This window comes from Acetobacter sp. P5B1, from assembly GCF_018811985.1.
In the GTDB taxonomy this organism is placed as follows: domain Bacteria; phylum Pseudomonadota; class Alphaproteobacteria; order Acetobacterales; family Acetobacteraceae; genus Acetobacter; species Acetobacter cerevisiae.
The window spans coordinates 1-26,481 of sequence record NZ_JACRVS010000028.1; the positions used below are offsets into that span (position 1 = coordinate 1).

General features: G+C 50.8%; 25 protein-coding genes, 3 pseudogenes and 1 other annotated feature. Of the genes and pseudogenes, 18 read left to right on the forward strand and 10 right to left on the reverse strand.

The features are described 5' to 3' along the window. A pseudogene (locus KP703_RS13000) lies at positions 1-166 on the reverse strand (IS5/IS1182 family transposase); the annotation flags it as partial. A 171-nt stretch (positions 167-337) separates the two neighbouring features. Here KP703_RS13000 and KP703_RS13005 point away from each other — a divergent pair. The 14 genes and pseudogenes from KP703_RS13005 (at position 338) to KP703_RS13070 (ending at position 16,671) form a co-directional block, all read left to right on the forward strand. Further along, on the forward strand, positions 338-2,722 hold the full coding sequence (locus KP703_RS13005) for a TonB-dependent siderophore receptor (RefSeq protein ID WP_061504717.1): 2,385 nt from the start codon (positions 338-340) through the stop codon (positions 2,720-2,722). A 15-nt stretch (positions 2,723-2,737) separates the two neighbouring features. Then, positions 2,738-4,327 (forward strand): ABC transporter substrate-binding protein, encoded by a 1,590-nt coding sequence (locus KP703_RS13010; RefSeq protein ID WP_061504716.1) that lies wholly within the window; start codon positions 2,738-2,740, stop codon positions 4,325-4,327. Beyond that, positions 4,324-5,337 (forward strand): ABC transporter permease, encoded by a 1,014-nt coding sequence (locus tag KP703_RS13015; RefSeq protein WP_061504715.1) that lies wholly within the window; start codon positions 4,324-4,326, stop codon positions 5,335-5,337. Before KP703_RS13010 ends, KP703_RS13015 begins: the two co-directional genes overlap by 4 nt. Beyond that, complete coding sequence (locus KP703_RS15815; protein ID WP_215755252.1) at positions 5,334-6,185, forward strand: ABC transporter permease; 852 nt, start codon at positions 5,334-5,336, stop codon at positions 6,183-6,185. Before KP703_RS13015 ends, KP703_RS15815 begins: the two co-directional genes overlap by 4 nt. Then, on the forward strand, positions 6,182-7,573 hold the full coding sequence (locus KP703_RS13025; protein WP_061504713.1) for an ABC transporter substrate-binding protein: 1,392 nt from the start codon (positions 6,182-6,184) through the stop codon (positions 7,571-7,573). Before KP703_RS15815 ends, KP703_RS13025 begins: the two co-directional genes overlap by 4 nt. After that, positions 7,570-7,962, forward strand: a complete 393-nt coding sequence (locus tag KP703_RS13030) for a VOC family protein (RefSeq protein WP_061504712.1) — start codon at positions 7,570-7,572, stop codon at positions 7,960-7,962. Before KP703_RS13025 ends, KP703_RS13030 begins: the two co-directional genes overlap by 4 nt. After that, the gene (locus KP703_RS13035) at positions 7,962-10,019 is read left to right on the forward strand and encodes a formylglycine-generating enzyme family protein (RefSeq protein ID WP_215755253.1); all 2,058 of its coding nucleotides are present in this window, start codon (positions 7,962-7,964) and stop codon (positions 10,017-10,019) included. The genes KP703_RS13030 and KP703_RS13035 overlap by 1 nt, the downstream gene beginning before the upstream one ends. Continuing rightward, on the forward strand, positions 10,012-10,809 hold the full coding sequence (locus KP703_RS13040) for a GntR family transcriptional regulator (protein WP_252354076.1): 798 nt from the start codon (positions 10,012-10,014) through the stop codon (positions 10,807-10,809). The genes KP703_RS13035 and KP703_RS13040 overlap by 8 nt, the downstream gene beginning before the upstream one ends. 25 nt (positions 10,810-10,834) lie before the next feature. Beyond that, positions 10,835-11,695 (forward strand): sulfurtransferase, encoded by an 861-nt coding sequence (locus tag KP703_RS13045; RefSeq protein WP_215755254.1) that lies wholly within the window; start codon positions 10,835-10,837, stop codon positions 11,693-11,695. Between the two features lie 31 nt (positions 11,696-11,726). After that, complete coding sequence (locus tag KP703_RS13050) at positions 11,727-12,884, forward strand: MalY/PatB family protein (protein WP_061504709.1); 1,158 nt, start codon at positions 11,727-11,729, stop codon at positions 12,882-12,884. Further along, positions 12,881-13,861 carry an ABC transporter ATP-binding protein gene (locus tag KP703_RS13055; protein ID WP_082781583.1) on the forward strand — a complete coding sequence of 327 codons (981 nt, stop codon included), beginning with the start codon at positions 12,881-12,883 and terminating at the stop codon, positions 13,859-13,861. The genes KP703_RS13050 and KP703_RS13055 overlap by 4 nt, the downstream gene beginning before the upstream one ends. After that, complete coding sequence (locus KP703_RS13060) at positions 13,861-14,811, forward strand: ABC transporter ATP-binding protein (RefSeq protein ID WP_061504708.1); 951 nt, start codon at positions 13,861-13,863, stop codon at positions 14,809-14,811. The genes KP703_RS13055 and KP703_RS13060 overlap by 1 nt, the downstream gene beginning before the upstream one ends. 483 nt (positions 14,812-15,294) lie before the next feature. Beyond that, a pseudogene (locus tag KP703_RS13065) lies at positions 15,295-15,405 on the forward strand (hypothetical protein); the annotation flags it as partial. Between the two features lie 55 nt (positions 15,406-15,460). After that, positions 15,461-16,671, forward strand: a protein-coding gene (locus KP703_RS13070; RefSeq protein ID WP_215755255.1) for an IS3 family transposase whose coding sequence is annotated in 2 segments (ribosomal slippage) — positions 15,461-15,746 and positions 15,746-16,671 — 1,212 coding nt in all. Because the reading frame shifts where the segments join, the coding sequence is not laid out codon by codon here. Beyond that, positions 15,739-15,855, forward strand: a sequence feature (AL1L pseudoknot). It overlaps the preceding gene by 117 nt. Positions 16,672-16,698: 27 nt before the next feature. Here the strand turns inward: KP703_RS13070 and KP703_RS13075 are convergent. The 5 genes and pseudogenes from KP703_RS13075 to KP703_RS13095 all read right to left on the reverse strand — a co-directional run. After that, positions 16,699-17,022: pseudogene (locus KP703_RS13075) on the reverse strand (MsnO8 family LLM class oxidoreductase); the annotation flags it as partial. Positions 17,023-17,162: 140 nt separating this feature from the next. Continuing rightward, positions 17,163-17,456, reverse strand: coding sequence for a hypothetical protein (locus KP703_RS13080; protein ID WP_215755256.1), 294 nt, complete (start codon positions 17,454-17,456; stop codon positions 17,163-17,165). Further along, a complete protein-coding gene (locus tag KP703_RS13085; RefSeq protein WP_215755257.1) occupies positions 17,419-17,871 on the reverse strand; it encodes a hypothetical protein in 453 nt (150 codons plus the stop codon). Before KP703_RS13085 ends, KP703_RS13080 begins: the two co-directional genes overlap by 38 nt. 260 nt (positions 17,872-18,131) lie before the next feature. Further along, positions 18,132-19,046 carry a hypothetical protein gene (locus KP703_RS13090; protein WP_215755258.1) on the reverse strand — a complete coding sequence of 305 codons (915 nt, stop codon included), beginning with the start codon at positions 19,044-19,046 and terminating at the stop codon, positions 18,132-18,134. Continuing rightward, a complete protein-coding gene (locus tag KP703_RS13095; RefSeq protein WP_061504705.1) occupies positions 19,046-19,294 on the reverse strand; it encodes a hypothetical protein in 249 nt (82 codons plus the stop codon). Before KP703_RS13095 ends, KP703_RS13090 begins: the two co-directional genes overlap by 1 nt. A 188-nt stretch (positions 19,295-19,482) precedes the next feature. Here KP703_RS13095 and KP703_RS13100 point away from each other — a divergent pair, with 188 nt between their 5' ends. The 3 genes from KP703_RS13100 (at position 19,483) to KP703_RS13110 (ending at position 21,993) form a co-directional block, all read left to right on the forward strand. Beyond that, a complete protein-coding gene (locus tag KP703_RS13100; protein WP_215755264.1) occupies positions 19,483-20,130 on the forward strand; it encodes a LexA family transcriptional regulator in 648 nt (215 codons plus the stop codon). Positions 20,131-20,253: 123 nt separating this feature from the next. Further along, positions 20,254-20,889 carry a hypothetical protein gene (locus KP703_RS13105; protein WP_215755259.1) on the forward strand — a complete coding sequence of 212 codons (636 nt, stop codon included), beginning with the start codon at positions 20,254-20,256 and terminating at the stop codon, positions 20,887-20,889. A gap of 201 nt (positions 20,890-21,090) precedes the next feature. Continuing rightward, positions 21,091-21,993 carry an FkbM family methyltransferase gene (locus KP703_RS13110; protein ID WP_215755260.1) on the forward strand — a complete coding sequence of 301 codons (903 nt, stop codon included), beginning with the start codon at positions 21,091-21,093 and terminating at the stop codon, positions 21,991-21,993. Between the two features lie 52 nt (positions 21,994-22,045). Here KP703_RS13110 and KP703_RS13115 read toward each other — a convergent pair whose 3' ends face one another. The 3 genes from KP703_RS13115 to KP703_RS13125 form a co-directional block, all read right to left on the reverse strand. After that, on the reverse strand, positions 22,046-22,255 hold the full coding sequence (locus tag KP703_RS13115) for a hypothetical protein (RefSeq protein WP_156476779.1): 210 nt from the start codon (positions 22,253-22,255) through the stop codon (positions 22,046-22,048). Positions 22,256-22,572: 317 nt separating this feature from the next. Beyond that, the gene (locus KP703_RS13120) at positions 22,573-23,238 is read right to left on the reverse strand and encodes a hypothetical protein (protein ID WP_215755261.1); all 666 of its coding nucleotides are present in this window, start codon (positions 23,236-23,238) and stop codon (positions 22,573-22,575) included. A gap of 2 nt (positions 23,239-23,240) precedes the next feature. Continuing rightward, positions 23,241-23,873 (reverse strand): hypothetical protein, encoded by a 633-nt coding sequence (locus KP703_RS13125; RefSeq protein ID WP_061504699.1) that lies wholly within the window; start codon positions 23,871-23,873, stop codon positions 23,241-23,243. Positions 23,874-25,232: 1,359 nt separating this feature from the next. Between KP703_RS13125 and KP703_RS13130 the strand changes: the two genes are divergently transcribed. Beyond that, positions 25,233-26,240, forward strand: a complete 1,008-nt coding sequence (locus tag KP703_RS13130; RefSeq protein ID WP_215755262.1) for a hypothetical protein — start codon at positions 25,233-25,235, stop codon at positions 26,238-26,240. Between the two features lie 34 nt (positions 26,241-26,274). Here the strand turns inward: KP703_RS13130 and KP703_RS13135 are convergent. Next, a partial coding sequence (locus tag KP703_RS13135) for an integrase core domain-containing protein (RefSeq protein ID WP_215754309.1) occupies positions 26,275-26,481 on the reverse strand: 207 nt, incomplete at its 5' end.

Consider the following 26,481-nt stretch of genomic DNA (forward strand, 5'->3'; position numbering starts at 1 on the left):
ACGGCGGACGTCCGCCTTTACTTCCGTCTGAATAGGCCAGAGCCAGCTCCAGATCAGGGCGGAACACCTCAAAATCCACAGTCCGGGAAAAGGCCTCCAGTTGATCGCCAAGCCCGCTCAGCCGAGCAAGACGCTCTTCAACATCAAAGAAACCAGATTGCTTCATCTTCCTCCATCCCCAATCAACGCCAAAAAAATGGAATCACACAGAACAACTCAGAGCCAAGGGGTTTTTCGAACCCTCCATCTCCAAATTAAATCGTTTTTATGTGGTAGAATCATTTTTGCACTGATATATCAGGTGGTATCTTACACATCGGCATGAATGTAACCCTCCATGACCCTCATCAAGACGCGCACTATCTTTGGCACATTCACCGTTCTGACTTTGTCCATGACAACAGGGGGGCATGCTGAACAGGTCAATGTCACAACGAAACAAGACTATGACTCACACGACAGAGAAAATGTAATCGTTACAGGCACACGAGAAACGGGAAAAAAAGCGCGCGAAAGCCTCAATCCCATCGATATTATTTCGAGCAAGGAGTTACTGCAAACCGGGCAAACCAACCTGCGTGACGCACTGATGCAGATCTTGCCCTCAGTCAACAGACAGACACAAGGCACCACCGTTGGCGCATTGACCGATTCAATCAACCTGCGTGGTCTTAGCCCCAACCAAACCCTTATTTTGGTAAATGGCAAACGCCGCCACACAACAACCAATATACAAACCGATGCAGGCCCTTTTCGCGGTGCCACCCCGGTTGATATTGACCTGATTCCACTCTCAATGATTGATCATATCGAAGTCCTGCGAGATGGCGCCTCAGCCCAATATGGGTCGGATGCAGTGGCTGGAGTGGTCAATATTATTCTCAAAACCAGTGACCATGGTGGCACTGTTTCCAATGAAGCGGGGGCTTATGCTGCGGGGGATGGTTTTACCAACAGCTTCAACATTGACCACGGTTTTAAGCTGGGCAGTCGAGGTTGGCTCCATGCCGGGCTGAGTTACCTACACCGTGATCGCACGAACAGAACCGCACCAGATGTGCGTACAGGAACAACCAACAGCCGCTGGATTGGTGATCCTTCAACAGACCGCATTTCTGCTGCGATCAATGCCGCTTACCAGATTACAGACGGGATAGAAGGATATGGCACCCTCACCTATGCGCACCGCACGGCCAGCACCTACCAGATCTACCGGCTACCCAGCACACTCCCCAGCCTTTATCCCAATGGTTTTTCCCCCACACTCGGCATAACCGAAAATGACTATGCAGCCAGCCTTGGCCTACGGGGGCATGACCTGATCGGATGGGACTGGGACCTGAGCAGCACATACGGGGGTGACCGTACCAATATTGATATGACCAACTCTGCCAATATCAATATTTATGCTTTGACCGGGGCAACCAATACCAACTTCCATCTCTCGGACTCTGCGTCCCAACAGTTAACCAACAACTTCGATATCAAAAGAGCGTTCAAGCCTTCATTCTGGAAGTTTCCTATCAACGTTGCCTTGGGGGCGGAGCATAGATACGAAACTTACTCAATTGGAAGCGGTAGTTACCAATCCTATGCTTATGGCGGTTCCCAGGCGGTAGTTGGTGTCCAGCCAGAAAGTGCTGGCACACATTCCCGAGTTGTTTACGGTGTATACGGCGATGTTTCGACCAGACTATTGCCCAAATGGCAGATTGATCTCGCAGGTCGGTTTGAACATTACACGGACTTTGGAAATACCGAGACGGGAAAAATTTCCACACGGTATGATTTCACAAAGTGGTTTGGTATCCGTGGCACAATAAACAACTCCATTCGCGCCCCCTCTTTGGCTGAGGAATATCATACCTCAGCAACAGTCACCACGACCGGTGCGACCGGCCAGTTGCCACCCAACTCACCTGGAGCTCGCCTGTTGGGCGCAACACCTTTGAAGCCAGAGCGTTCAATAAACTACACGGCTGGTTTTGTGCTGCACCCTCGCCATAATTTGGAGATCGCTGTGGATGCCTACCAGATCGACATTCGTGATCGTATTCTGGACGGAGGCACATATAGTGGTGCACAGGCCATTGCAGCCTACGAGGCCAATGGGCGTACCTTGCCTTCCAATGTTCAGCTCTCGGGTGTGTCCGCCTCTTATCTTACAAATGGGGCAAGCACACGCACCCGTGGTGTAGATATAACGGGTAAATACAAAATCAACCTGCAAGAAAACGGGGATCTGGTGCTGGATGCAGCTCTGAACCTGAACGAGACAAACATCAAAAGCATTGGCACAAATGCCTTAGGCAAAAGCCTGCTCAATGCTCAGCAGATTGCTTACCTGACCACAGCATCTCCCAAAAACATTCTAATTTTTGGCGGAACATGGACTGTGAAACGCTGGAATGTTGATGTTCATGAAATGCGCTACGGTCATATTTTTGACCAGATGACAATTCAACAGGGCACAAATGCTTACTCCAGCAGCATTTTTCAACCTTATAATCAGCATGCACGGTTTTTAACAAACATTGCGGTCTCTTACCGCGCGACGGACCGATTGACGGTAACAGTGGGTGCGAACAACCTGTTCAATACTTACCCCAACAAGGTACCCTACGCCGCATCCTATTATGGGCAGGTTAAATACGACAGATATTCGCAACAAATTGGTATCAATGGCGGCTTTTACTATGCCAATGTTGCATACCGCTTCTAACCTGGATTCCTGATTTTGCTGACAACCAGAAGACGATCGGTTATTCTGAGCGGCCTATCCTCCGGCTTTGCAGCATTGCTCCCAACGGAAGCGACTGCAAAGCAGATAGACCGTAGCAGAACATTGGTTATTGCCATTGGCTCGGACCCAATAGGCATTGACCCCGCAATGAACCGTGCTGAACCTGTTGGCAGCGAAATTATTATCAATATTTTTGATACACTCGTCGTATCTGTGGCGGACAATACTCCGAATGTTGAAGGCCGATTAGCCCAAAAATGGAACGTCAGCCCTGATGGTCTGCATTACAGATTTACACTGGTTGAAGGTGTGCTTTTTCATGACGGCACGCCAGTCGACGCGCAGGCTGTTCAGTTTTCTATTGAGCGCACTCGTAGATTAAACCCTTTTGCACAAGCAAGCTTTGCCAAAGTTCTACGGATCGAGGTGGTTGACCCTATAACGGTCGATTTTCACCTCTCTTCTCCTGTTCCATTTTTTCTGTCCCTACTTGGGCAACCTCAGGCAGCTATTGTCAGTCCGAAAGCCGTATTGTCACACGGGGAAGATTTTTCGCAATCCCCTGTTGGGAGCGGGGCTTTCCGTTTTGTGCAATACACGCCTGAAGTTGGTCTAATTCTCTCCTGCAATACCGACTACTTTCGTGGTCGGTCTGCATTAGACACACTTGTCTATCGCATTATTACAGATGCCTCTACACGCCATATGGAGCTCGAACGTGGCGAAATTGATATCTGCCAGCAGAATGCGCAGCTTTCTGCGCTTTCCATGTCGGACATACAGTCCTTTTCTCACAACCCCGATATAAAAATTGTTGAAAAAACCAGTCAGATTTTACGTCAACTGGAATTTAACAATATGCGTTCAGAGGGGCCTATATCCGATATTCGGGTACGCAGGGCCATTACACACGCAATAGATTATAATGGGCTGGCCAACCATATACTCGCAGGAACGGTAGAGCGCGCCTATGGTCCACTCCCTACCGTAAACTGGGCCTTCAGCCCCACGGTTCAAGCACTCTCTCCCAATTATGATCCGGCTTATGCACGCATACTTCTGAACGAAGCACAGTGGGCTGCACATAAACGGACCTTATCTCTGATAACGTTTGAAGGGTCTTTCTGGGCTGCCGTGGCAACGTTTATCCAAGCCAACCTTGCTGTCATCGGGATTGATGTCACCATTGAGCAGATGGAGTTTCCCAGCTTACGCGCACGACATGTTGCAGGACAATTCGATCTGGCGCTGGATGGCCGCGAACCATGGTACAATGACCCGGATGCGCATATTACAATTGGCTACCTTTCTACCCTCGCCAATACAGCCATGACATTCCGCATGCCTCCCAACAACAGGCTGGATGCTCTCATTCGTAACGCCCAGAGCGAACCACGGGAAGATGTGCGTAAAAGTCTTTATGCAGCCATTCAGGACCTAATCCTTCAACAGGCACCTGCTGCGTATCTCTTTACAAGCAAAATCATTATTTTTCAGCGCAAGGAAGTCGAAGGGCTTGCCGTTCGAAGCACACCTCCCTTGAATGAATATTGGGGCGTCTCCAAAAGGGAGCCCCTACGATGATCTATTTTTTCCTACGCAGGGTGATGGAAGCTATTCCTGTGCTGGCTCTGGTCTTGTTGGCAGTCTTCAGCCTAACACACCTGATCCCTGGAGATCCTGCTGTCATGCTGCTGGGACCAGATGCCACTAACCTGCAAATTATGACCCTGCGCCATGATCTGCATCTGGATACCCCCCTGTATTTGCAGTTCAGCACTTACATGTTGCAACTGTTACATGGAGACTTGGGCACATCCTTAAGAACTGGCCGCCCGGTTGCTGACTCTCTTAGGCTCTACCTGCCAGCAACAGCAGAACTTGCTGTTGTAGCCTTATTGTTCTCTCTTCTCATAGGCCTACCGCTTGGCATTCTTTCCGCCAGAAAACCAGGAGGAATTATAGATCGTATCTTACAGCTTTATACGCTCTGTGGTGTGTCCGTTCCTGCGTTTCTTCTGGCTTTTGGACTGCAAATTGTCTTTTGCAGTTGGTTGGACTGGTTGCCCGTAGCAGGACGTAGCAGTGCCTTTGCACCGCAAGCGCTCACATCCGGGTTTGCCCTATCTGGCGCTCTATTCCATGGAAACGTCAGCATGTTGGCGGACCTCGGCTCCCATATTGTTCTCCCCGCCCTTGTGCTGGGGACATTTATTGCCGCCACGTTGGCGCGTTTCCTACGCAACACCATGCTTGAAGCCCTTTCTGCCGATTATATTCTAACCGCTCGTGCCAAAGGATTACGTCAGACTCAAATCCTGCTCTCACAGGCGTTCCCCAATGCTGTTGGACCGGCGATCATGGTGCTCGGTGTCCAGTTTGGTGACATGCTCGGAGGTGCCATCCTGACTGAAACGGTTTTTTCATGGCCGGGTGTAGGACGTTACATGTTTGAAGCCATCCGCACCCGGGATTACTCAGCCATTCAGAGCACAACGCTGGTTTTTGCCATTATTTTTATGATCGTCTCATTTGGCACAGATGTGATCACGGCCTTGATCGACCCCCGCTTGCGCAATGGACGGTCCTCATGAGTGCGTTTTATGGACATTTGCTACGCCATGCCAGTGGTCGCATTGGTATAGTGCTTTTAGGAGGCATAATCCTGCTTATTAGCTGCCCTTCTCTAGTCGGGGCGTACTCTCCCGACCAGATCGACTTATTGGCACTTCTACAACCACCCTCCTGGACGCATCCACTCGGCACAGATTTATTTGGACGCGACCTGCTATCACGTATCCTTTACGGTGGGCGGCATACGCTGTTCATCGGGGCTAGCGTTGTTTCCTTAGCTTTTATCTTTGGGGTCGTAATCGGCTCTGTCTCAGGCTTTAAGGGCGGCTGGATAGACAGTATCGCCATGCGCGTTATCGATGCGATCCTCAGCTTTCCTGCCCTTGTGTTGGCAATCGCCCTTTCCGCGGCCATGGGTGCGGGGCTGACGAGTGCCACACTCGCTATTTCCGTTACTTTGACCCCCCAGTTCGCCCGGCTTTCACGCAACCAGGCCAGACGTCTCTCGGGCATGCTCTATGTTGATGCAGCCCGCGCACTTGGCGTGCCTGACCATACCATCATGCTCAGGCATATTCTGCGCAACGGGCTTGTTCCATTGCTTACCCTTGCGCCACTCTCTGTTGGAACGGCAATTTTGCAAGTGGCCAGTCTTGGATTTTTAGGGTTAGGGGCACAACCACCCACGGCAGAATGGGGGGCCGATATTGCCATGAACCTTGATTATGTGCGTGTGGCGCCATGGACTGTTTTTAGCACTGGCATCGCTATTGTGTTGACCGTGCTGGCATTTAATCTTCTGGCTGATGCAACGGGCGCATACTTTAGCCCGAGCCAGCGGATTACAAGCGAGGCTAATCGAGCATGAAAAGCACTGTCCTGCGTATCGCACAGGAAAAAGTCGACTTTTTCCCACCTCATCGTGTAACGGATGATCGTAGTATTCTGACCCTTAAATCTCTGGTGTTTGAACCTCTGTGCACATGGACAGATGGTCATATCACACCGGGGCTTTTCAAAAAATGGGAGACGGAATCCAATGGTCTGATCTGGAATTTTCATATACGCAGCAATGCACTGTTCCACGATGGGTCTCCTTGCACTGCTTCTGATATTGTTGTTTTTTTGACCGAGATCTGCCAATCGGTGGATACCTTTGGCATGAAGTGGTCTTATGCACGCTATTTTAATCAGGTCACTTTTACCGCACCATCTTCCACTTGCCTGCGCGTGGAGACATCACGTCCCATGGGCGACCTGCCAGAAATTTTTAGCGAGTTTTACCTTTCAAAACTGGATCAGTCAGGCCACGCCACCATTGGCACAGGCCCCTTCCATGTTCTGACATTTATACCTGGTGTGCAGGCCTCACTCTCCTCCTGCGCACAGCCTACCAAAACCCTTCACTTTGCTGCACATAAACACCCGGAAGACAGACTAAACCTGCTCCGCACTAGTCAGGTGGATATTGCCTGCCAATTGGATGCGCTCTCTCCCCTCCCAGAGCAAGATCCCTCCTTCAAATGGCTGTCGGCAACCAGTTGTCTCTCCGTCATGGCATACTTGAATTGTAACAAAGGTATTTTTTCACATCCCGAGGCAAGACTAGCCATTAATATGGCAGTCAATAGACAAGCACTCTGCGACCAAGTGTATAATGGGCAAGCAATTCCTGCCTGCACAATTGTCAGCCCTTTCCATTTTGGCTTCAATCAGACGCATATTCCTTACGACCCGGAAAAAGCACGGGCCTTCTTTGCGGAGCTTGGTCAGGATTTTTCGGTAACATTACGCACACCAACATTTATGCCTGAACATGCTTTGCAAATAAGTCTATTTATAAAAAATTCTCTGGAAGCCATTGGCCTGCATGTGAATCTGGATGTTGTAGAAGACCGACCTGACTATGCTCGTCAGATAGGTCGCAAAGAGATAGGGGATATTGCTCTTTTTGATTCCTCCCCCCACAGCACCTTCCGTGTTCTTAACGACAAAATAAGTAGCAGGACGCGTGGAATCTGGTGGCAGGGATACGACAATAGTGCATTGGAAAGCAGTATTACCCGTGCCAATGAATGTCTCTGCTCATCCGAGCGGGCTTTGAACTATGCAAACTGCCTGTCTTCCTTACAAACTGACCCTCCCTGGCTGTATCTTGCGCACCCAAACAGCATTTGTGCCGCACGGCATGACATTGATGGGCTATCCATGAACCATAAAGGTTTGATTTATTTCAAAGAAGGTTCCAAAAAATGAAACTTGAATCGTCTATAACATTTTTTTATTACGATAATATTCATGATGTTGTTCCATTTTATGAGGGTTTGTTGGGATTTGACCTTGTTTTGGACCAAGGACTTGCCCGTATCTACCGCATTGGAAAAGAAAGTTATTTTGGCATTGTGGATGGTAACAAAGGTCACCTCAAACATCAGGCACATAACGCTGTTCTTTTGACCATTCTTACTGATTCAGTAGAAGAGTGGCACAAAAAATTACACAATGCGCATGTACCCAACCTTTCCTCAATTCAGAAAGGTCGGTTTTGTGAGCATTTCTTTTTTGAAGACCCAAAGGGATACGCTCTGGAAATACAACGTTTCCATCAGCCCGAAGTCGCGGCCCTTTTCAAGAAAGACGTTTAATGCTTCAGTTTTTACGCCAACATGCGGTCTCTCTTCTTCAGCACTACGGCATGCGCCCCTTGCTATGGAATACTAATGGCACGGCACAGGCCAATTGGGCTGATGGTTATATCCCGCTTCTGACCACTTACACAAAGGAAGATAGCGAAGCCAAGGGACTACGCAGGATAGCAGCCCCCAAGGCTCCCCGGCCGGCGGTACATTTCTCTGCTTTGGAGATGGTTCAACAAAACCGTTTCTCTCTTTTTTGGGGTGAACGAGGGAGTGGGAAAACCAGTTTTGCGCTTGATCTGGCCCTTAACCTTGCAGGCGAACAGCTCCGACATAATGAGTATAATCTCAAAAATTTCATCCGTCCTATTCCTCGTAACGACCAGAATCTTGTCCAGGTTGAAAGCTGGAACCTACCGCCGACCTGGCCAGTCTATGCGCCTGTGCACCCTCAGGATCACTGGGAGCAATTTTATGCTCGCATTGAACACCTGCTTGAACACGATAATTGCCTCCTGATCGTTGATGGTCTGGAAAATTTTTTCAACCCTGATGAGGTTTTGAATGAGCTCGAGAAACTTTATCTGGAACAAGATGGATTACGTCTTGTCATTTTAGCCAATAGATTTCTTTGCCAAGGGCTCCATGTGCCTTTCACGCTAGCGCAATTCTCCATCATGGAACTCAATGCAGCACAACAACGCGCTTTATCAGCAGACACTCCCGTACAAAAAGGTCAAGAAGCCCGCCCTAATCTGGTTGTTGCAGCAAACGCAGTTGGTAAGCTAGCGGATGGTGAGGCGACCTCACTTGCCGTCGCCGATATCTGGTTAGACAATGCCGCTCCATTGTCGGTCCGCAAGGAATTGCAGGTAGTAATTACCGCATATTGGCAAGGCAATCGTCAGGCACTTGATCAGTTACCACAAACTTTACAAAATTTTTTCCGCTCCGACTTTGCTCAGACGACTCTCTTTCCTGTCATCGCGGCATATGCTCTGTTGGATATGGAAGATGACGCTCGATTGGCAACGCTTGGCTCTGATCTGTCGCTGTGGCGGCGGGCTATCCCCTTTTTAGTAACGCTTTTACAAAAAAGACAGCAAACCATCGTTCCCCTTACTCGCGGTTTATTGAGTATGGACGACCCATCCGCCACAGGTCTGCGCTATGGCGCAAATCTTGTGCTCCAACATTTACAGAATGACCTCTCTATACAACAATTATGCAGATCAGCACTCCTGAATTTCCTACAACATGACGCATCCACCACCCCTACGAAAAATGAGGTAGCGCACATGCTGGCAGCACTGGGTGATCAGAGGAACTTCGATGATCTCATCTGCATTCCTGCAGGGTATGCTACCCTTGGCTCAGACACACATGTCAATTCGTCCCCTGTTCACACAGTATATGTCAAAGCGTTCAAAATTGGTCGTTTTCCCGTCACAAACAGTCAGTATGCGCTTTTTGTGCAGCAAACTGCCCACACTTGGCCTGCATTCAATACCCTGTTGCCAGCACAGGCCAATATACCTGCAGCGGACGTAACCTGGTATGATGCACAAGCCTACTGTGCTTGGCTCACACAGCGTTGGCGCAAAGAAGGGCGTATTTCCGCTTCGGAAGTCGTTCGTCTCCCCACTGAGCCGGAATGGGAATGGGCCGCCCGAGGACCCCAACCAGATTATGCTGGAAAAGTCTGTTATCCTTGGGGTCCACAGTGGCGTTCGGACCTGTGTAACTCGTCTGAACTGGGGCTCAACAAGCCAACATCTGTTGGTTTATCTGCTGTCGGACGCTCCCTTTTCGGTGTTGAAGATATGGCTGGTCAGATATGGGAATGGACCAGTACTCTCTGGGGGAAAGATATGGCACACCCTGACTATACCTATCCTTATTGCAACGACGGCCGCGAAGATCTGAATGCCCCAGCCACTATCCGTCGCGTCTTGCGGGGAGGATGCTTTTCCAGTCCAAGCCTAAAAGCCAACTGTAGTTATAGAGGAAGCTTGGAACCCAACGGTTTCTGGCGAGGAAACGGCTTTAGGATAGCTGTTGCGTAACATTGAGCGCAAACAAGGGTCACACGTTCATCAGGTTTATCAAACAGGTTATCTGACCTCTGGTGATGTCAGAATTTATAATATTATGGAACAGATTATGCTCAAACCGGATACTCAGGCAGAAATGTCACTTGCTGATCAGGCATATATTCACCTCAGGCAGGAAATCATTACCTGTAGGCTGCCACCAGAAAGTGAAGTATCGGAGCATGATCTGGCTAAACGTCTCGGGATGAGCAAAACACCCGTGCATGAAGCCCTGGCCCGGCTGGCCATGGAAGGGTTTGTCGATATTGTTCCTCGTCGAGGTTCACGTATCAAGCCCGTTACAATCAAGGATATCAATGACCTCTTTGTGGTCAGGCTTGCGCTCGAAAGTACGGCTGCATCTCTTGCTGCCATCCATATTACCGATAACCAACTGAATGAACTGGATAGGCTGGCCAAGGCATCCTACACAAAACAGGAAGAAGCCAGCATTGATTACTTTATAGAAGCAAACAAGAAATTTCATATAGCTGTTGCTCGTGCATCAGGAAATCCACGTTTAGCTACGCTCATTACCGCTCTGTTAGAAGAAAGTGCGCGCTTTTTTTATATTGGTGCCCGTCTGCGAGATGTTTCCGACCTGAATATGGAAACAAACCAGGAGCATAACCAAATTGTAAAAATTCTACGGAAGCACAATAGCGCCGCCGCGCATGAAGTCATCTTGAAGCATACAGAAAGCACCCGAGCCGGTTTAATTCATGCCATTATGAATTCTGGCAACATGTCTGTTTCACTTTAAATTACTTGTATAAGGCACATTGCTCATGTCAGACGCTCACCGTGATACGGTCCTCATCACCGCAGTAGCACTCAATACCCTGCTGGTAGAGCATAAACCTGTTTCTGTGCTCGCCGTTCGCTCGGACGACACGTCCTGCCCACGCCCATATGCAACAGCCCCCCGTATTCCCGGTGCCATAGACACAAATATGGCAGAGGACTTTGCCGCACCAAGCCACCCCCTGAATGGCTCGCGCCCCTTGCCTGATCCAAGCCAACTGGAACAGACCGTCAGGCGACTTGGCCTTACACGTAGCGCTCCCATTGTTGTTTACGACCACGATGGCAATCTACAGGCTGCCCGTGCATGGTGGGTACTACGCTGGGCAGGATTTACAAATGTTCGTATGCTTGATGGTGGCTTCAAGGCATGGACGGATCAGGGCTTTTCTATCGCCCATACGCAGCCCATCGCTCCTACGCCCAGTCATGAAAACATACAGATCGGTCAGATGCCCGTCATGGATGCGGATACGGCAGCACAACTTGCTCGGAACGGCATATTACTGGACTCCCGTATAAGGGTCAATTACAGAGGGGGTGCCACACCTGCGAACCTACCGCGCCGTGGCCATATCCCCGGAGCTTACAATCTGCCCGCCTCCGACAATCTGTCAGATAACGGGCACTTTCTCGACATGGAAACTTTGCGCACACGCTATACCTCACTCGGGGTAGATAGCACCCGCCCAGTCGGCGTCTATTGCGGAGCCGGTGTTTCTGCTGCGCATAATGTCGCGGCACTCATGATGCTTGGCATTGCAGCTCCCATGTATCCCGGCTCCTGGTCCGCATGGATATCTGACCCTTCGCGGCCCGTTGCGATAGGCGATATGCCTGGTTGATCTCAACACGATGCATGCAAAGACATAGAATATGAAATTTGATTTTGATACGCCACTAAACCGACGTGGCACCGACAGCAACAAATGGACACGCTACCCGGCAGAGGTCTTGCCTCTATGGGTCGCGGATATGGATTTTCCTGTTGCTCCTGCCATTACAGACGCATTACGCCAGCGCCTCACTCATCCCATATTTGGCTATGCTGCTGCTCAGGACAGTTTGCGACAGACAATTGTAGCAACAATGAAGGCACGGTATGACTGGACCATCACACCAGCCGATATTGTTATGCTTCCTGGCGTAGAGCCCGGTTTCAATATGGCACTAAAAGCCTTTCTCGCACCAGGCGAGCACGTTGCCATTCAAACACCAGCATACCCCCCCATACTCCGCTCCCCCACATACTGGAACCTACTACGCCGCGATATCTGGCTTACCCCCGGAGAAGACGGGTCATGGCCAATGGATGACGCAACATGGAGTGCGCAGTTGAGTGGGTGCAAAGCCTTGCTGCTTTGCAATCCACACAACCCCACCGGAAAGATTTATTCCAGAGCAGAACTTGAGCGGATTGCCCATATCTGCCAACGAGAAGATGCTCTTATCATCTCAGACGAAATTCACTGTGGCCTTGTGTATGATGGCCGCAAGCATGTGCCTATAGCCAGCCTTTCCCCAAAAACAGGTCAACGATGCATTACACTTATGGCAGCCAGTAAGTCTTATAACATTGCCGGACTTAAAACTGCTTTTGCGATCATTACTAATCCAGAACTGCGCGTCCGTTTTGAAAATAGCCGTATGGGCATGGTCGATAGTGTCAATATCTTTGGTCTTATCGCTACGGAAGCAGCCTATGCGCATGGAGAAGAATGGCTGACTGACCTTAAGTCATATTTACAGAAAAATCGCGATTTACTTATCAGTCGCCTCCGTCAGGACGTACCGGAAATAATCGTGCATACTCCACAATCCACCTTTTTAGCCTGGCTCGACTGCTCGCGGCTTGGGCTCCCCTCTCTCCCATATGACTATTTCCTTAGCACAGCAAACATCGCACTCAGCAACGGTGCTGACTTTCATGAAACAGCGACGAAAAATTTTGTCCGTTTGAACTTTGGTTGCTCTCGTTCAACGCTTTTGCAAGCACTGGATCACCTTGTCTCCAGTGTACACGCCCGTTCATGACCTATATTGAACACCACCATCCCGTCTTAAAAGTTTCTGACCTGAATGTAAAAAATCAGGACAGTAGCGTAAAAATCATAGATAGTCTGTCATTGCAGGTTGGCAAAGGAGAAGTCGTTTCCCTTCTCGGGGAGTCCGGTAGCGGAAAAAGCATGACTTCTTTGACCATAATGGGCCTGACACAAGGGATGAATGTAGAAGGATCAATTATTTTAGAAAACATGGAGATCAGTTCTTTTACTGAAAAATCCATGAGCAATATACGCGGATCACGTATTGCCATGATTTTCCAAAATCCGATGTCTTCACTTAACCCGATCAAACCTGTTGGCAAGCAGATATCCGAAGTGTTGCGACGCCACAGGAACATGTCGTCTTCCGAAGCCTATCAACAGACATTGAAACTTTTAGAAGATGTTAAACTTAACAATCCACGGCAATGTTATCAGGCCTATGCCCATGAGCTTTCTGGGGGCATGTGCCAGCGGGTCATGATCGCCATGGCTATAGCATGCAAACCAGCATTACTCATAGCAGATGAGCCAACAACAGCGCTGGATATGACAGTTCAGAAAGAGATAATGACTATGCTGATATCACTCAGCACACAATATGGTATGAGTATTCTTTTTATTACTCATGACCTGCATCTCGCCCAACGTTATTCGCATCGTACATACATTATGTACGCAGGCCAGATTGTTGAAGACGGACCAACCCGCACAGTTTTCAATCATCCGGCACATCCTTACACTGATGCACTTATTTCGTGCATTCCCAACAATCAGACGCCCCGCACGCGGTTTGGAACCATAGCCGGGCAAGTGCCCGATCTGCAGGGACTACCTCCTGGTTGCAATTTTTCTCCACGATGTCCATCTGCCCGGGCAAATTGCTCCACGCATGTCATTCCTCTGACAGAGCAGGAAAGTGGGGGACAGGTACGCTGCATTTATCCTCTGACAGGACAAGCCTGATGTCTCTTTTGCGCTTTCAGAACATCAATAAAAGTTATAGTGACCGTCCCTTGGCTCTGTTTAACCGCGCGCCTGTTCAAGTCCTGCACAACATCAACCTGACACTCCGCCACAAGGAGATCCTTGGAGTTATTGGAGAATCCGGTAGCGGCAAATCGACCCTTGGTCGTCTGGCTGTCAGATTAAGTCAGCCAAGCAGTGGCCAAATTTTCTATGAAAAAAAAGACATTACCAACTTATCCAAAAAATCTTTTCGGCCATATCGCAAAAAAATCCAGATTATTCTGCAAGACCCTCATAACGCTCTCAATCCCTCACTGTCTGTGGGAGCATCCATAGAAGAAGCCTTAACGGCCCAACACAAACACATGAATCGTGCAGAACGCCGCGATCGGGTTGTCTCCCTTCTTCAGCAAACCGGGCTGGACCCTACTGTTGCGAGCAGAAGGCCTCATGAACTGTCTGGCGGACAAAAGCAACGTATCGGCATTGCACGTGCCATTGCAGTTAATCCCACACTGATCGTTGCTGACGAAGTTGTTGCAGCGCTTGATGTTTCCGTGCAAGCTCACATCCTAAACCTGATGCTCGACCTGCGAGATCAGTTCAATATGGCCTATCTTTTTATCTCTCATGATTTAGAAATCGTACAAAAAATATCTGACCGTGTTGCCGTTCTTTATAAAGGAAGAATTGTTGAAACAGGTCACAGCAACGAGCTATTTAACCATCCTCTGCACCCATACACCCAAGCTCTTCTTGCCTCATCGACTGTAGCGCCAACAAACGCTAAACCTGCGTCTCTTCGACTTAACGAAAACACTAAGAACAATTCTCAGGGCTGTATTTTTTATAATCAGTGCACACGCCGTAAAGAAATTTGTAAAGTGAGCGCACCTGACACTATAGAAATTTCCCCTAATCATCACCTTGCATGCTGGATCATATAACCAATAGATTTTCTTTGGCAACGAGAAGAACTCTTTCTGATTATGAAAGGCTTTCTCCATGAGAAAGTAACCACGATTTACGAAAGAATTTGAAAATGTGGCAGTTCCCCCTCTGCGCACAAGAGATCAGAGCAGACTCATTGCGGATTTTTGCGCATCGATCATGTTCAGGACTGCAATATAGGCTTGAGCGTAATGCGTCCCGGATGTGTTTATTGGCATGTCGGGAAACGACATTATCATCTCCATGGCCGCATGTAGTGGCGGCCTGAAATGTGCTTCCAAATGGTCGCTACGTTCCTGATGTACGGTTGATAAATCGGCAACCATCATCCGGAGCAAGTCATACCCATTTTACTGCAATTATTCCTCATCGGGTAAAAGATCTTTCTATTCCAGAAAAGCAAGAATACAGATGCGGTCGGGTGCGAGGGGAATAATTTTTCCAAGCAAAGGATCAACGAACATGAGAGGGTGGCCGAAGGTAAGGCGCGTGTCGCGCTGGCCGTGCGCTCGGACGTCACTCTGGAGCGGCAGATGACGGCAGAGGGTGCCACCTGGCTCGACCGGCAGACCATTGCGCGGGAGCCTCTTGTGAATTGCCCCGGGTTTTGTGGAGACAGAACGACCCGAGAGGTAAGAAGGATTCATGAGCAACAAATCGAAGCGTTTTCCACCTGAGTTTCGTGAACGTGCAGCCCGCATGGTTCTGGAGGAAGAGAAGAACCATCCATCACGCTGGTCCGCAGTGATGATGATAGCGCCAAAGCTGGATATTCATCCAGACACGCTGTCAAAATGGACCCGTCTGCATGAACGTGCCAATGCGCCTGCGGTAAGTGATCTTCCTGATCGGGAGAAGATCAGGCAACTGGAGCGAGAGAACCGCGAATTGCGGCAGGCCAATGAAATCCTGCGCAAGGCGTCGGCATATTTTGCCCAGGCGGAACTCGACCGCATCTTCAAGCCATGACACGCTTCATTGAGGAGCACCGGCAGACATATGGTGTCGGGTCAATCTGCAAGATCCTGCCGATTGCACCATCTGCCTATTATGCAACTGTTGCCAGACAGAAAAATCCGTGTGTGCGCAGCCAGAAAGACAAAGAGCTGTGCGATGACATCCGTAGAGTGTGGAATGATAATTTCTGCGTCTATGGAGCGCGCAAGGTCTGGCATCAGCTCAAACGTGAAGGCCTGGATGTCGCCCGCTGCACGGTAGAGCGGCTGATGCGCCGGATGGGGCTGAAAGGCGTCATTCGTGGCAAGGGGGTCAGAACCACACGCCCCGATCCGGCACGGCCCTGTCCACAGGATCTGGTGCAACGCCAGTTTCATGCACCAGCCCCCAACAGATTCTGGGTTTCGGATTTTACTTACGTTTCCACCTGGCAGGGCTTTGTTTATGTGGCCTTCATCATTGATGTATTCGCACGGGTTATTGTGGGCTGGCGCGTCTCCTCAACGGCCCATACCGACTTCGTGCTGGATGCCCTCGAGCAGGCTCTGTGCCAGAGGCAGCCTGAGGGAAAAGTGACCCACCATTCCGACCGCGGCTGTCAATATGTGTCCATTCGCTACACGCAAAGACTGGCTGAAGCGGGCCTTGTTGCTTCTGTAGGCAGTGTTGGGGATTCCTATGATAACGCCCTGGCGAAGACCATTAACGGGCTTTACAAAACCGAACTCATCTATCGGCAAGGACCATGGAAAAACAGGGACGCTGTTGAGCTGGCAACGCTTAAATGGGTCGACTGGTTCAACAATCGGCGGCTCCTGTCCTCCATTGGAAACATCTCCCCAGCAGAAGCTGAGGCCCGCTTTCATGCACAACAGAAATCACATGCATTAGCCGCTTAAATCAGATAAAAAACGTCTCCACAAAACCCGGGGCAATTCAAGGTCGATCCGACCGGGATAGAGAGAGTCCAATGTTCCGAACGCTTCGGCGACAGCAAGCGGTGCGTGATTGGGCAGCATGATACCACCTGCCCCCACCCGAATGGTTTTCGTCGCTCCCGCAACATACCCAATAGCCACAGCGGTCGCTGCCGAAGCGATACCGGGCATTGCATGATGTTCCGCGAGCCAGAAGCGACGGAACCCTAAACTCTCTGCATGCGCGGCAAGGTCTGCGCTACGATGGAGAGCCTCTGCAGCAGAACTCCCTTCATTGATAAACGCCAGGTCGAGAATTGAAAGCGGAATCATGCAGGCCCCTTCCCTGTTTGCCGAGGTACTATGTGGGGTCGACACCGCGCCATACCAGAGGACTTATCAAAACGTAGAAAATAGCGGAGATACGGCCTCAGATTACATGAGATCTAAAAAAGCTCTCCGTCGCTGGAGACCTAATCGCCAACATAATGCCCTTTTCCCGCCATCTCGCGCATATCCGTGATACCAGTCAGACGCCAGCCATCGCCCGCATCCTGAAACGTCCAGACATGCACATCCTCTGGCAGAACAGGTCCATCCAGAAGGGCTTCGAAAATCCGGGGATCGGAGACCCAGTGTGGCATCTCACGCGGCTTCATCAGAATGGCAACCGTGATCTCGCGCTTTTTATAGCCTATGGACCTGACATCCGTATATTCAAGCACATGATCAGCTTCCAGCGGATAGCACAGCCCGTCCGGTGCCACGATGCCTGGCGGAACAATGCCCTTGCCGGGGCGTCATGGCCGGAGCAATTCCCATCAGCCCGGTCCGTAGTGACGGGTTGGCAAGAAACCAGTCCGCAGACCGCCCTGTTCCAATAAACAGGTCTGCCTTCATCTGGTCATTGCTTTCCGTGAACTGCTGCGGCGGCGCAACAGGCATCCCTCCTGCCATCGTGTCCTGCAACGGGACGAAAGCTAAGGCCGCTTCAGAAGGCGCATGAGTGTGCGTGACGATTGTAACGGGCACACGCCTGACAACACCCGCATCCATTAGCGCCTGCAGAAACGCGCCTGACGCAATACCAGATGGACCACCACCAAAATAGACACCCGTCACACCAGCATCGTAACCCGGGGCAGGAAGTGCCATACGTGGCTGATCAACATTATTCATCATACCCAGCCCGGATACGAAGATCTCGCTTTTTACCCGTTTACACACACGCCTGCTGGCAGTCCCAATAATATTGCCCCTGTCATCTGGCCATGTTCGGACAGACGCAAGAACCTCTTCCGCCGCTCTCCGACTGGACTCATGATGCGGGGTCAGCAATATCCACCCGCCCCCAAGACCTGCCATCATCAATACCGCCCAAACCGGTCTGCGGCACGCAAGGCCGGTCACTCTGCCCACGACGTTTTTTACAGATGCACTGCTCATTGTGTGTAATCAGTGCTGAAAATCGGCATACCCTGTTCGACCTGAAAGACCGTCTCGCGGCGAAGCCTACTGCCGGGGGCCAGAAAATCTGGAGCCCCTACGGTGCGTCGGAAAACTGCCGTATCCATCCACGCCGACACCCTGTCCACACTGAAAACGACAGTTGCTCTGTAGCTCAGATTTCCAGTTCGCGGATCTGTCTGCGGTCGGATATTGGTGACCTCGCGGGGCTGCACCGGAAGACAGGCGGCAGACGCAATGCTCACCATATAAGGAAACACGACAGGAACGGTGTAGCGACCGGACTCGGGAAGAGGTGTGTCATAAACCCTGACAGGAAATGACGCTTTTTCCACCAGAAAACGATCATTCCATTGCAAGCGGTACAGGAAACGCGGGTCATTGCGTTTGACGGTGAAGATAACGACGGGTGCCGTTCGGATTATATTATGGTAAGAGACCGGGTGATAATATGCACCGCTTTCGGTTCTTGCCTGCGGCCCGACCTCACTTGATGCCTGATGAGCCGTCATCGTCAGAGTATGCCGCACAAGCAGCCCACGCTGCTCCAGATCAACCACAAGATCCGGAATATTCCCAGCAGGGCCCGCGTAGAATACAAAAGGATGTGCTGTTGGTTTGGTCAACTCCGTGCGCTCCAGCCAGCCAGTCATCCCCCCACGCAACTGAAAGTTAATGCCAGTGTTGGAACCGAGTTGCAGACACTGGCGCGCACCGTCTGGATAATGCAGGTTTTCTGCCTTGAGCAGTTGCACAGGCAGACTGTGCTCGTGATGCCACCAGAACGCCGAGAGAAGCAGAACACCCGCCACACCAGCACTGCGCCGGGGCGCGTTGCGAACGAGTGCAAGTACCCGTTGCGGGAGATCACCCGAAATCAACCGCGTCATCAGAGATTTCCTACATCGCGACAAAGCTGGAGCAGGCCGGAGAGTTTCGCCGTGACGACACCGCCCAGAGCAATCATGCCTTCAAGAAGCCGGGCCCCATCACTGTCAGCTTTCAGGCCATCCAGCCTCTGGTGCAGAATCAGATGCTCCAGTTCCACAAGACGCGTGACCTCATGCAATCCGGCATAAAGCTCTTCTACTCGCGCCTGAGCATTCTCCCTAAGCGGGAAACTTTCGATCTCCGCCATGGCATCCCCCTTTAAACCCGCGTTATTTCGTGCCAGAGTCGTATAAATGCACGAGGAATCGCAGAAACACAGCAACACCCATGTTACGGTATTTCAACTATACACACAAGCGGTATTTCGCATACGAGTAAACTCCCACGTACCAGGGAGTGCCTATGACCGCATCACGCACACGGAAACGCCGTCTTATGGATGAACAGATCAGACACATGCGCGAAAGAGGCGAACGGCTGCGCCAGGCCGCACAGTCTGTCGGCATTACCCATGCCGCCAAGGCCGCCGGTGTCCCCTACACGACCCTGAGAGATTATATGAACGGCGGGGAGATGAAGCTCACGTCCCTCGCCGCCCTCGCCCGGGTCTGCGGCGCTTCACTGGACTGGATTGCTTATGGCACTGGCAGCACGCCTGACACACCACCAGATAGAACAGGACAGCCTGCTATTCGGGGCGGCAGCCAGGTCGTCATCCCGTGGATCGACAGTCAGGACGAAGGGCTCCGCATTGGCAGAAACTGGCTGGATACCACGATTTCACGGGATAGTGCCGGTTTGCGTCTGGTGAGCGTGAGCGGTGACGCCATGACACCAACCCTGCGAGATGGTGATCTAGCCCTGATCGATACAGGTGCCCGCCAGATTAAAGGGGGTGCGATCTATGCTCTGGATGTCGGTGACGGGATCATGATCCGTCGTCTGGAGAAGCGGCTTGGCGGCGGTATCCGCGCCTTATCCGACCATGACCGTTATCCCCCTCAGGATCTGACACAAAGCGAAGCGGATGAACTCATCGTGCTTGGGGAAGTCGTCTGGGCCGGTGGCCCGCCACGCGCCTAAAAAGCAGAACCGGCGGTTTTTGTCTCTCAATAATTGGTTTTTCGCTTGATGTTGTGCGGTTTTTCGCCCATCGCTCCTGAGTTATACCGCACGTACCCACTTGGGCAGTCTCAGGAGCGCATCATGTCTTTCCTGCCTTATCTTACCATCCCACAGTACACCTGCAACGCGCCGGCCTCCTCACGCTTTTCTGCGCACACGCGCCCACGCATGCTTTTACGGCTGTCGTTCACTGCTTTGGCCATGACAGCGGTCATTCTTACAGCTCAGCCGTCAATCAGCCATGCAACCGACTGGCAGCATATTATCGACCATGCAAAGGGACCTTCCTTCGGCGATGAACTGGGGGCCAAACCAGGAAGGGCTGCAACAGCGGCCGATGCCGCCCTGCTCACCCATACGGACAATCTGAAATTCTCGAACGGGAAATTTTATCCAGGAGACCCAAAAGACAGCCCCTCTCTTGATCAGGCTCCTCGCATTCTCGATGTCAGCTTTGGCCCTTCGCTCCCTCATGCCATAGCTCTGATTGCCCATGCTTCGTATTATGGGGCAACGGATACCTATATCGCCATTGTTGACGCACAGGGGAACTTGCTGTGGGACGACAATGCCGGAAGCATTCAGCTTCTCCCGACCGAATTCAGTGGCGTGCATGATTTTGCCTCGAGCCTGTCTTATCCGGGATCAGTGATCAATCGCTGGGACCCCAAACTCCACAACTGGAAAAAACTGACGTCGGTAGGAACACCTTTTTAATCTTCAGACAAGACGGAGGTCTGTAAACCGGCAGATCGTACTGGTTTACAAGACCTTCGCGCACAAAACTACGAGAAACACAAGAAAGTATAATTTTCTTCGCCTATATAATCATTTATCCGCTTGCTATAGACGCAAATCCGCCCTATATGCTCCTGAGAAATATCGCCCATTCGTGGCGACGAGTCAGGAGCCATACAGGTGCTGCGTTCCCCCACCCTCCCTTCTTATGCAGAAACCCGAGCAGGTCTTGCCCCCATCGCCCCTTTTGGCACCTACCCTATGACACGCCGCCAGCGACTGGCTCGTCTGGTCATGCATGAGCGCCTGCTTGGACGCGAAAGGCTCCGTCGCCTGGCCGTCTCCTGGTTTCAGCAAGGGCCAAACATTGTTGATGGCCTCCTGTTCGGCTATCGAGTGCGGTTTCACCCACGGGATAATCAAACGGATGCAAAAGGTGCCGTTTGTGGCGCGCTTTATAACCGCCGGGAACTTCACTGGCTGCGGCGTATTTTGTCCCCCGACGCCACATTTGTCGATGTGGGCGCCAATATGGGATTTTTCTCGCTCTATGCAGCACAGTGTCAGACACGCCGTATTCTGGCCATCGAGGCTAACCCCACCCTGATACAGCGTTTTCAGGAAACGCTCAGCCTGAATCAACCGCTCCCCATTTGGACAATTTCCTGCGCAGTTGGGGCAACATCAGAAACTGGCACTCTGATGCCGCGCTATCATGATCTAGGCAGCGGTCAGATTGCTCCACTGTCCACAGAGGCCAGTCCATCAGACCATCCTGCGCTTATTCCCATCCGGCCACTCAAAGATATCGTTATCGAGGCCGGTTTCAAGCAGATCACACTTATGAAGCTTGATATCGAAGGCATGGAATATCATGTTCTGGACGCCTTTTTTCGCGAGACATCGCCCAGCCTGTATCCGCAGCATATTATTCTGGAACGCCCAACACAAAAAAGCGCCTGGTCCGGGCTCTCCATGCTGCTGATTAAAAGCGGCCTCTACCGTATTGCCGGGCGCACACGCGCCAACCTGCTGCTCTCACGGAAAAAACCGTCAATGATCGGACAAGTCTCGTCTTTTTAAAAATAAAGCACAAAGAAAAACTGCTGCCTGCGAACAGGCAGCAGCTGTGAGATCAGTCTTTCTTGTCGAGACGATCGAGTGTGTCGCAGGCGCGCTCCAGAGCCTGTGTCATCGTTTCAGCCAGAAGAACCACGCCATCAATGGTGTCTGACGCACCATCGCGCACCTCTCTGAGACCCGCCAGAAGCGGGCCTTTGAGGATCAACAAGACCTCATAAACGTCACGAACCGGGGACGTGCTCTCCAAGAATTGATTTGACATGAGAAAAGTTCTTTCTTCAAAAGGCATTATCCTCAGTAAAGAAAATCCCCTCGCGCACAGTGACACGGGAGCCCCGATGACACACGCACGATGACCTCTTCCTTTTCTGGGGAGAAGGGCAACGACCCTTCGAAAACGCCTCTGCAAAAATCTGAAAAACAGATCTGACACGCGTACATTACCAGCAAAAAAAGCCGGATTGACGGAGCCCTCGCATAAGAGAAATGTGGGCCACCCCATGGAACCAGAAAAAGGGGACGCACGATCAGTGCGCCCCCTTCCCTCTGTACCCTGATGACACCGCCATCAGACGGCATTTAGTCAAAATCCCGAAAGATCCCGCCTTCCATTGCCTGCCATCCCTGCGCTTTGCCCCATGGCTCAGAAACCGGTGGTGGCAGCGTGCGTGTGCAGGATAAGGCGACCAGCATGTTCAGACGCGTCTGGAAGAGCAGTTCCGAGAGCACGACACGCCCTTGCAGCAGGCGGGCTGTGGCACCGCTTTCATACCAGGGCATATCAAGCGTCGGCTGACTATATTCAGCCAGTTCGGCCAGTGTGTAGTCACCCGTCTTGCCCAACTGAAACACCCGCGCGAGGCGATAAAGACAGAGGAGATACGGTGGCATCTCCCACGGCCCACCCAGCATCTGGTGCAGGAACGCCATATTATAGCCGGCAAGGCACAAGGGCTGTGCCTGCCCGCGTGGAAAGACCGCATTGAAGAGACTGTCTTCCACGACAAACGCACTCCCGCCTTTTTCACCGGGCACCTGCTCCAGAACACCCTCGAATGTCGGACTATCGATCTCTGTCGTCCTGTGCCCTGCGCAAAAGATCACGTCTTTCCACGCGAGGGAGACCGGTAACCCCGACCGAAGACGACAGGGTCCACCGGATGTTTCAGGTAGAATATCGATCAGGCGAATGGTGCCCTCCTCCCAGCGTGGGAGCCTTTCTGCTGTTTTGGGATGATTGGTCATGATCAGGCTCCGCGCAGTGCAACATCATCGACGAGATCGACGCACAGGTCTTTCAGCTCTGCGGGATGCGCAAACATGTCGAGCCAGATCAGAACTGGTTCGATTTTTTGAGCCCGATAGAAGGCAAGACGCTGATCAAGCCGAGCCAGCCATGTGCGCTCATCTTTATTGCGGGTTATACGATCAGAACCGCAGCAGCCCACTACTTCTATGTAGCGGGAGACAGCACCTTTACGGAGCGTAAGGTCAGCGCGGAAACGCCCGTCACTAATACAGATGGGTTCGTGCACATCCACATGCATGTTGCGGCGTTTGAGAACGGAGAGCATTTGATAGACAATGCGCTCAGGAAGAGAGTCCAGTTTCGTGCCGTCGGTTGCGACAGACCCGGGTGCAGGCAACTGCGGCCAGCGGCAGCCTGCCATGTGCTGCACCCGTGCCCACTCTTGCGTGCCGCTCTCGCCAATGAATACCAGATTCTGACCAGCGGGCCCCATAAAACGCAACATATGGGAGTTAGGAGGAGCACCCAGAGCAAGAGCCATGTCTCTATAAAGCAGAAGGTCCTCGTCGATCGGATAAAAGATAGAGGACAAAGCAGACGAACTGCCTGCTGTTGTTGAAAGCGTAGCCATGAAAGTTCCAGTAGATAGAGTAACCCGTAAGGAAGCTATGCCGTGAAGGCCTTTTCCTTTTCTGGGGAGGCTGGCACTGCAGCCTCGAACACTCTCCATCTCCTCGACCCGCTACGACTCACACAAAAACAAAATCCACTTTCTTCATAACGCAAGCACGTCACTGCAGACGGCACGCTCAATCAAGCGCCGAAAAAGTCGGGAACGACTTATTTTCATTCTTTTTTCGAGAATTTTATCATTTTCACCAACACTCATGTTTGTGGAAAAATCGTTGTATTTTTTGCTTACAGTAATTGTCGCATTTCCGAGCTTTTCAACGCTCCTTGACGAGCCATAAGGCGGAAAAATTTCACTACAAATCAACAACTTAAATCTGTTCTTTGACTGGCTCCCTGGCTGCCGACAGGCAGGCAGCACGAAGTGTTTTTCGGTGCCCTGCACCAAAAACACGGTATCGTGCCATCTCTCTCTTTTTTGACTTATTTAACATCTTTGTAATGTTATTTATGTCTTTTTCCTGCTCATTCTGGCTTCTGACAAAGCTGTCATTCTCTTTCTTCAAAAATGATCTAATCACACCTTAAAACGTCTCTGTATCCGTTTATTTGAGGTTCTAATGTTGATGAGTGAGCCGTAGAAAATTCTTCTCAGAGGCGTTTTAAGGTCTGTTTTTGCCCTCATGGTTGTGGAGCGGCCTGGTCGAATTTGCCGCTTTTTTCGGGTCTTTTTTGTTAAGAATTTTTCCGAAAAAATGTGGATTCCGTTTTGCCCTCCACTCCGGTTTTGGTCGTGTTTTTGGCCGTTTTTCCTTGGAACAAGGATTTGCCCCTGAAAATTGCGCATGAGGCCCTAAAATCGGGAGGGTTCTAGGGGGGTGTTCCTTGGAACAAGGATTTACCCCTGAAAATTGCGCATGAGGCCCCAAAATCGGGGGGGTTCTTTCTTGAACGGGCGGTTTCAACTAATTTTCGTGACGAGAGACCCCAAAATCGGGAGGGTTCTAGGGGGGTGTTCCTTGGACCAAGGATTTACCCCTGAAAACCGTGCATAATCGTCAATATAAGGGGGTTCTGCTTTATTCCGGCCTGTTCAACTCATTTTCCTGACGGATTGCCCAAAATCGGGGAGAGCCATGCAAGCGACTACGCAAAGGTCTTTGCTGCCGCGGCACAGGAACACGTGATTTCATAAATTTCAGAAAATAGTCTTTCCTTCACGTCATCATGAGGAAGTGACGCTTTGGAACTTCAGCGAACAACAAATTCACTGCCCGAAAAATCTTATTTTTTATGTCGCTCTTGTCTATAATATGTTTGTCTTGCTTTAATTTAGCGTTTTATAAAGCGGTTCCCCACAATGTTTTTTAAGTCTTCGGATCAGGATCTGAACGTAAAACTGCAGTGTTTTCTATTGAATTCTGTTGCGCAGCACGACACTCATTGTTTTCCTGCGGCAGATACAAAAGATCTGCACATCATGTTTCTTGAACAGAAACTCCGTCTCCTAATTCAGACACCACAGATACCAGAATCTAATCGACAATTTCTCGACTTTTTAGATTATTTTGAGATAAAAAATCGTCACGATCTGCATAATCAAGTGCACGACCTGATCGACCCGGACAAGCGTCCACCGTACATACCCTTGACCGAAGCCCCCTCTACAGAAACACAGAAAAAGCAGAGAGCTCAACGTCACGCTCTGATGTCTTATGCTTACGCACACGATATCTGGACTATAATGGATCAGCTTCATCGCGCTTACAGACAGACTGGCCGGGCTTTTCCGCGCTACGATTTCAACAGTTACATCTCATCGCGCAGCGTAATTACCGGCACTCTGCGCGGGACTTTAGGGCGCGTTCTTCATATTGCAGCGAGACAGGCACGTCATCATCCCGAGATTCCGCTTTCGTGGCAACGATGCTTCCATGCTCTGAATGCTACGCAGGGAGCAGATGCACTGCTGATCGAACCACACACGTCTACGGAAACTTCTAAAACAGTAAGAACAAACAAGAAATCTTTCAAAAGCACTCTTAGCCTGTCAGGCTTCAAAGCTCTTAAAGCACGGCATCACGCTATTCTGCCGCTTCTTGCCGCAATCGATGTAATCTGGTGTCACCATTACCTGCCCGCGGAAAGTGCAGGAAACTGGTCGGACACAGGATATGAGTGCTTACGCGATTTCCGGCCGCGACATAGTCTCATGGACACGCCGGCTGATCTGGAAATCGCACGCGCGACGGTGGCTTATGCTTCGTGGTTCCGAAATTGGGGCATTCAAAATGGCTCACAGAAGGCGCGTCACAGACTGCTCGATCCAGTTCTGACACTAGCGCTGGCAACTGATATTGCTCGGTAATCCCCCCATTTTTAGTGGGGCATTGAATGAGAATTCAGGCAGCTGTTTTTAGTTTCTGGGCGGGGGTTAGCCCGCTGTTCCCCATGTTGGGTCTGTCATGGTTATATGTCCAGAGCCATTGTGTTGCGACCTCCTGCACGTCCTGAATGCTTTCAAACAAATACTGCTCCAGCCATTCCTGCCGTACAGTTCTGTTGTAGCGTTCAATATAGGCATTCTGCTGCGGATTACCCGGTTGCGT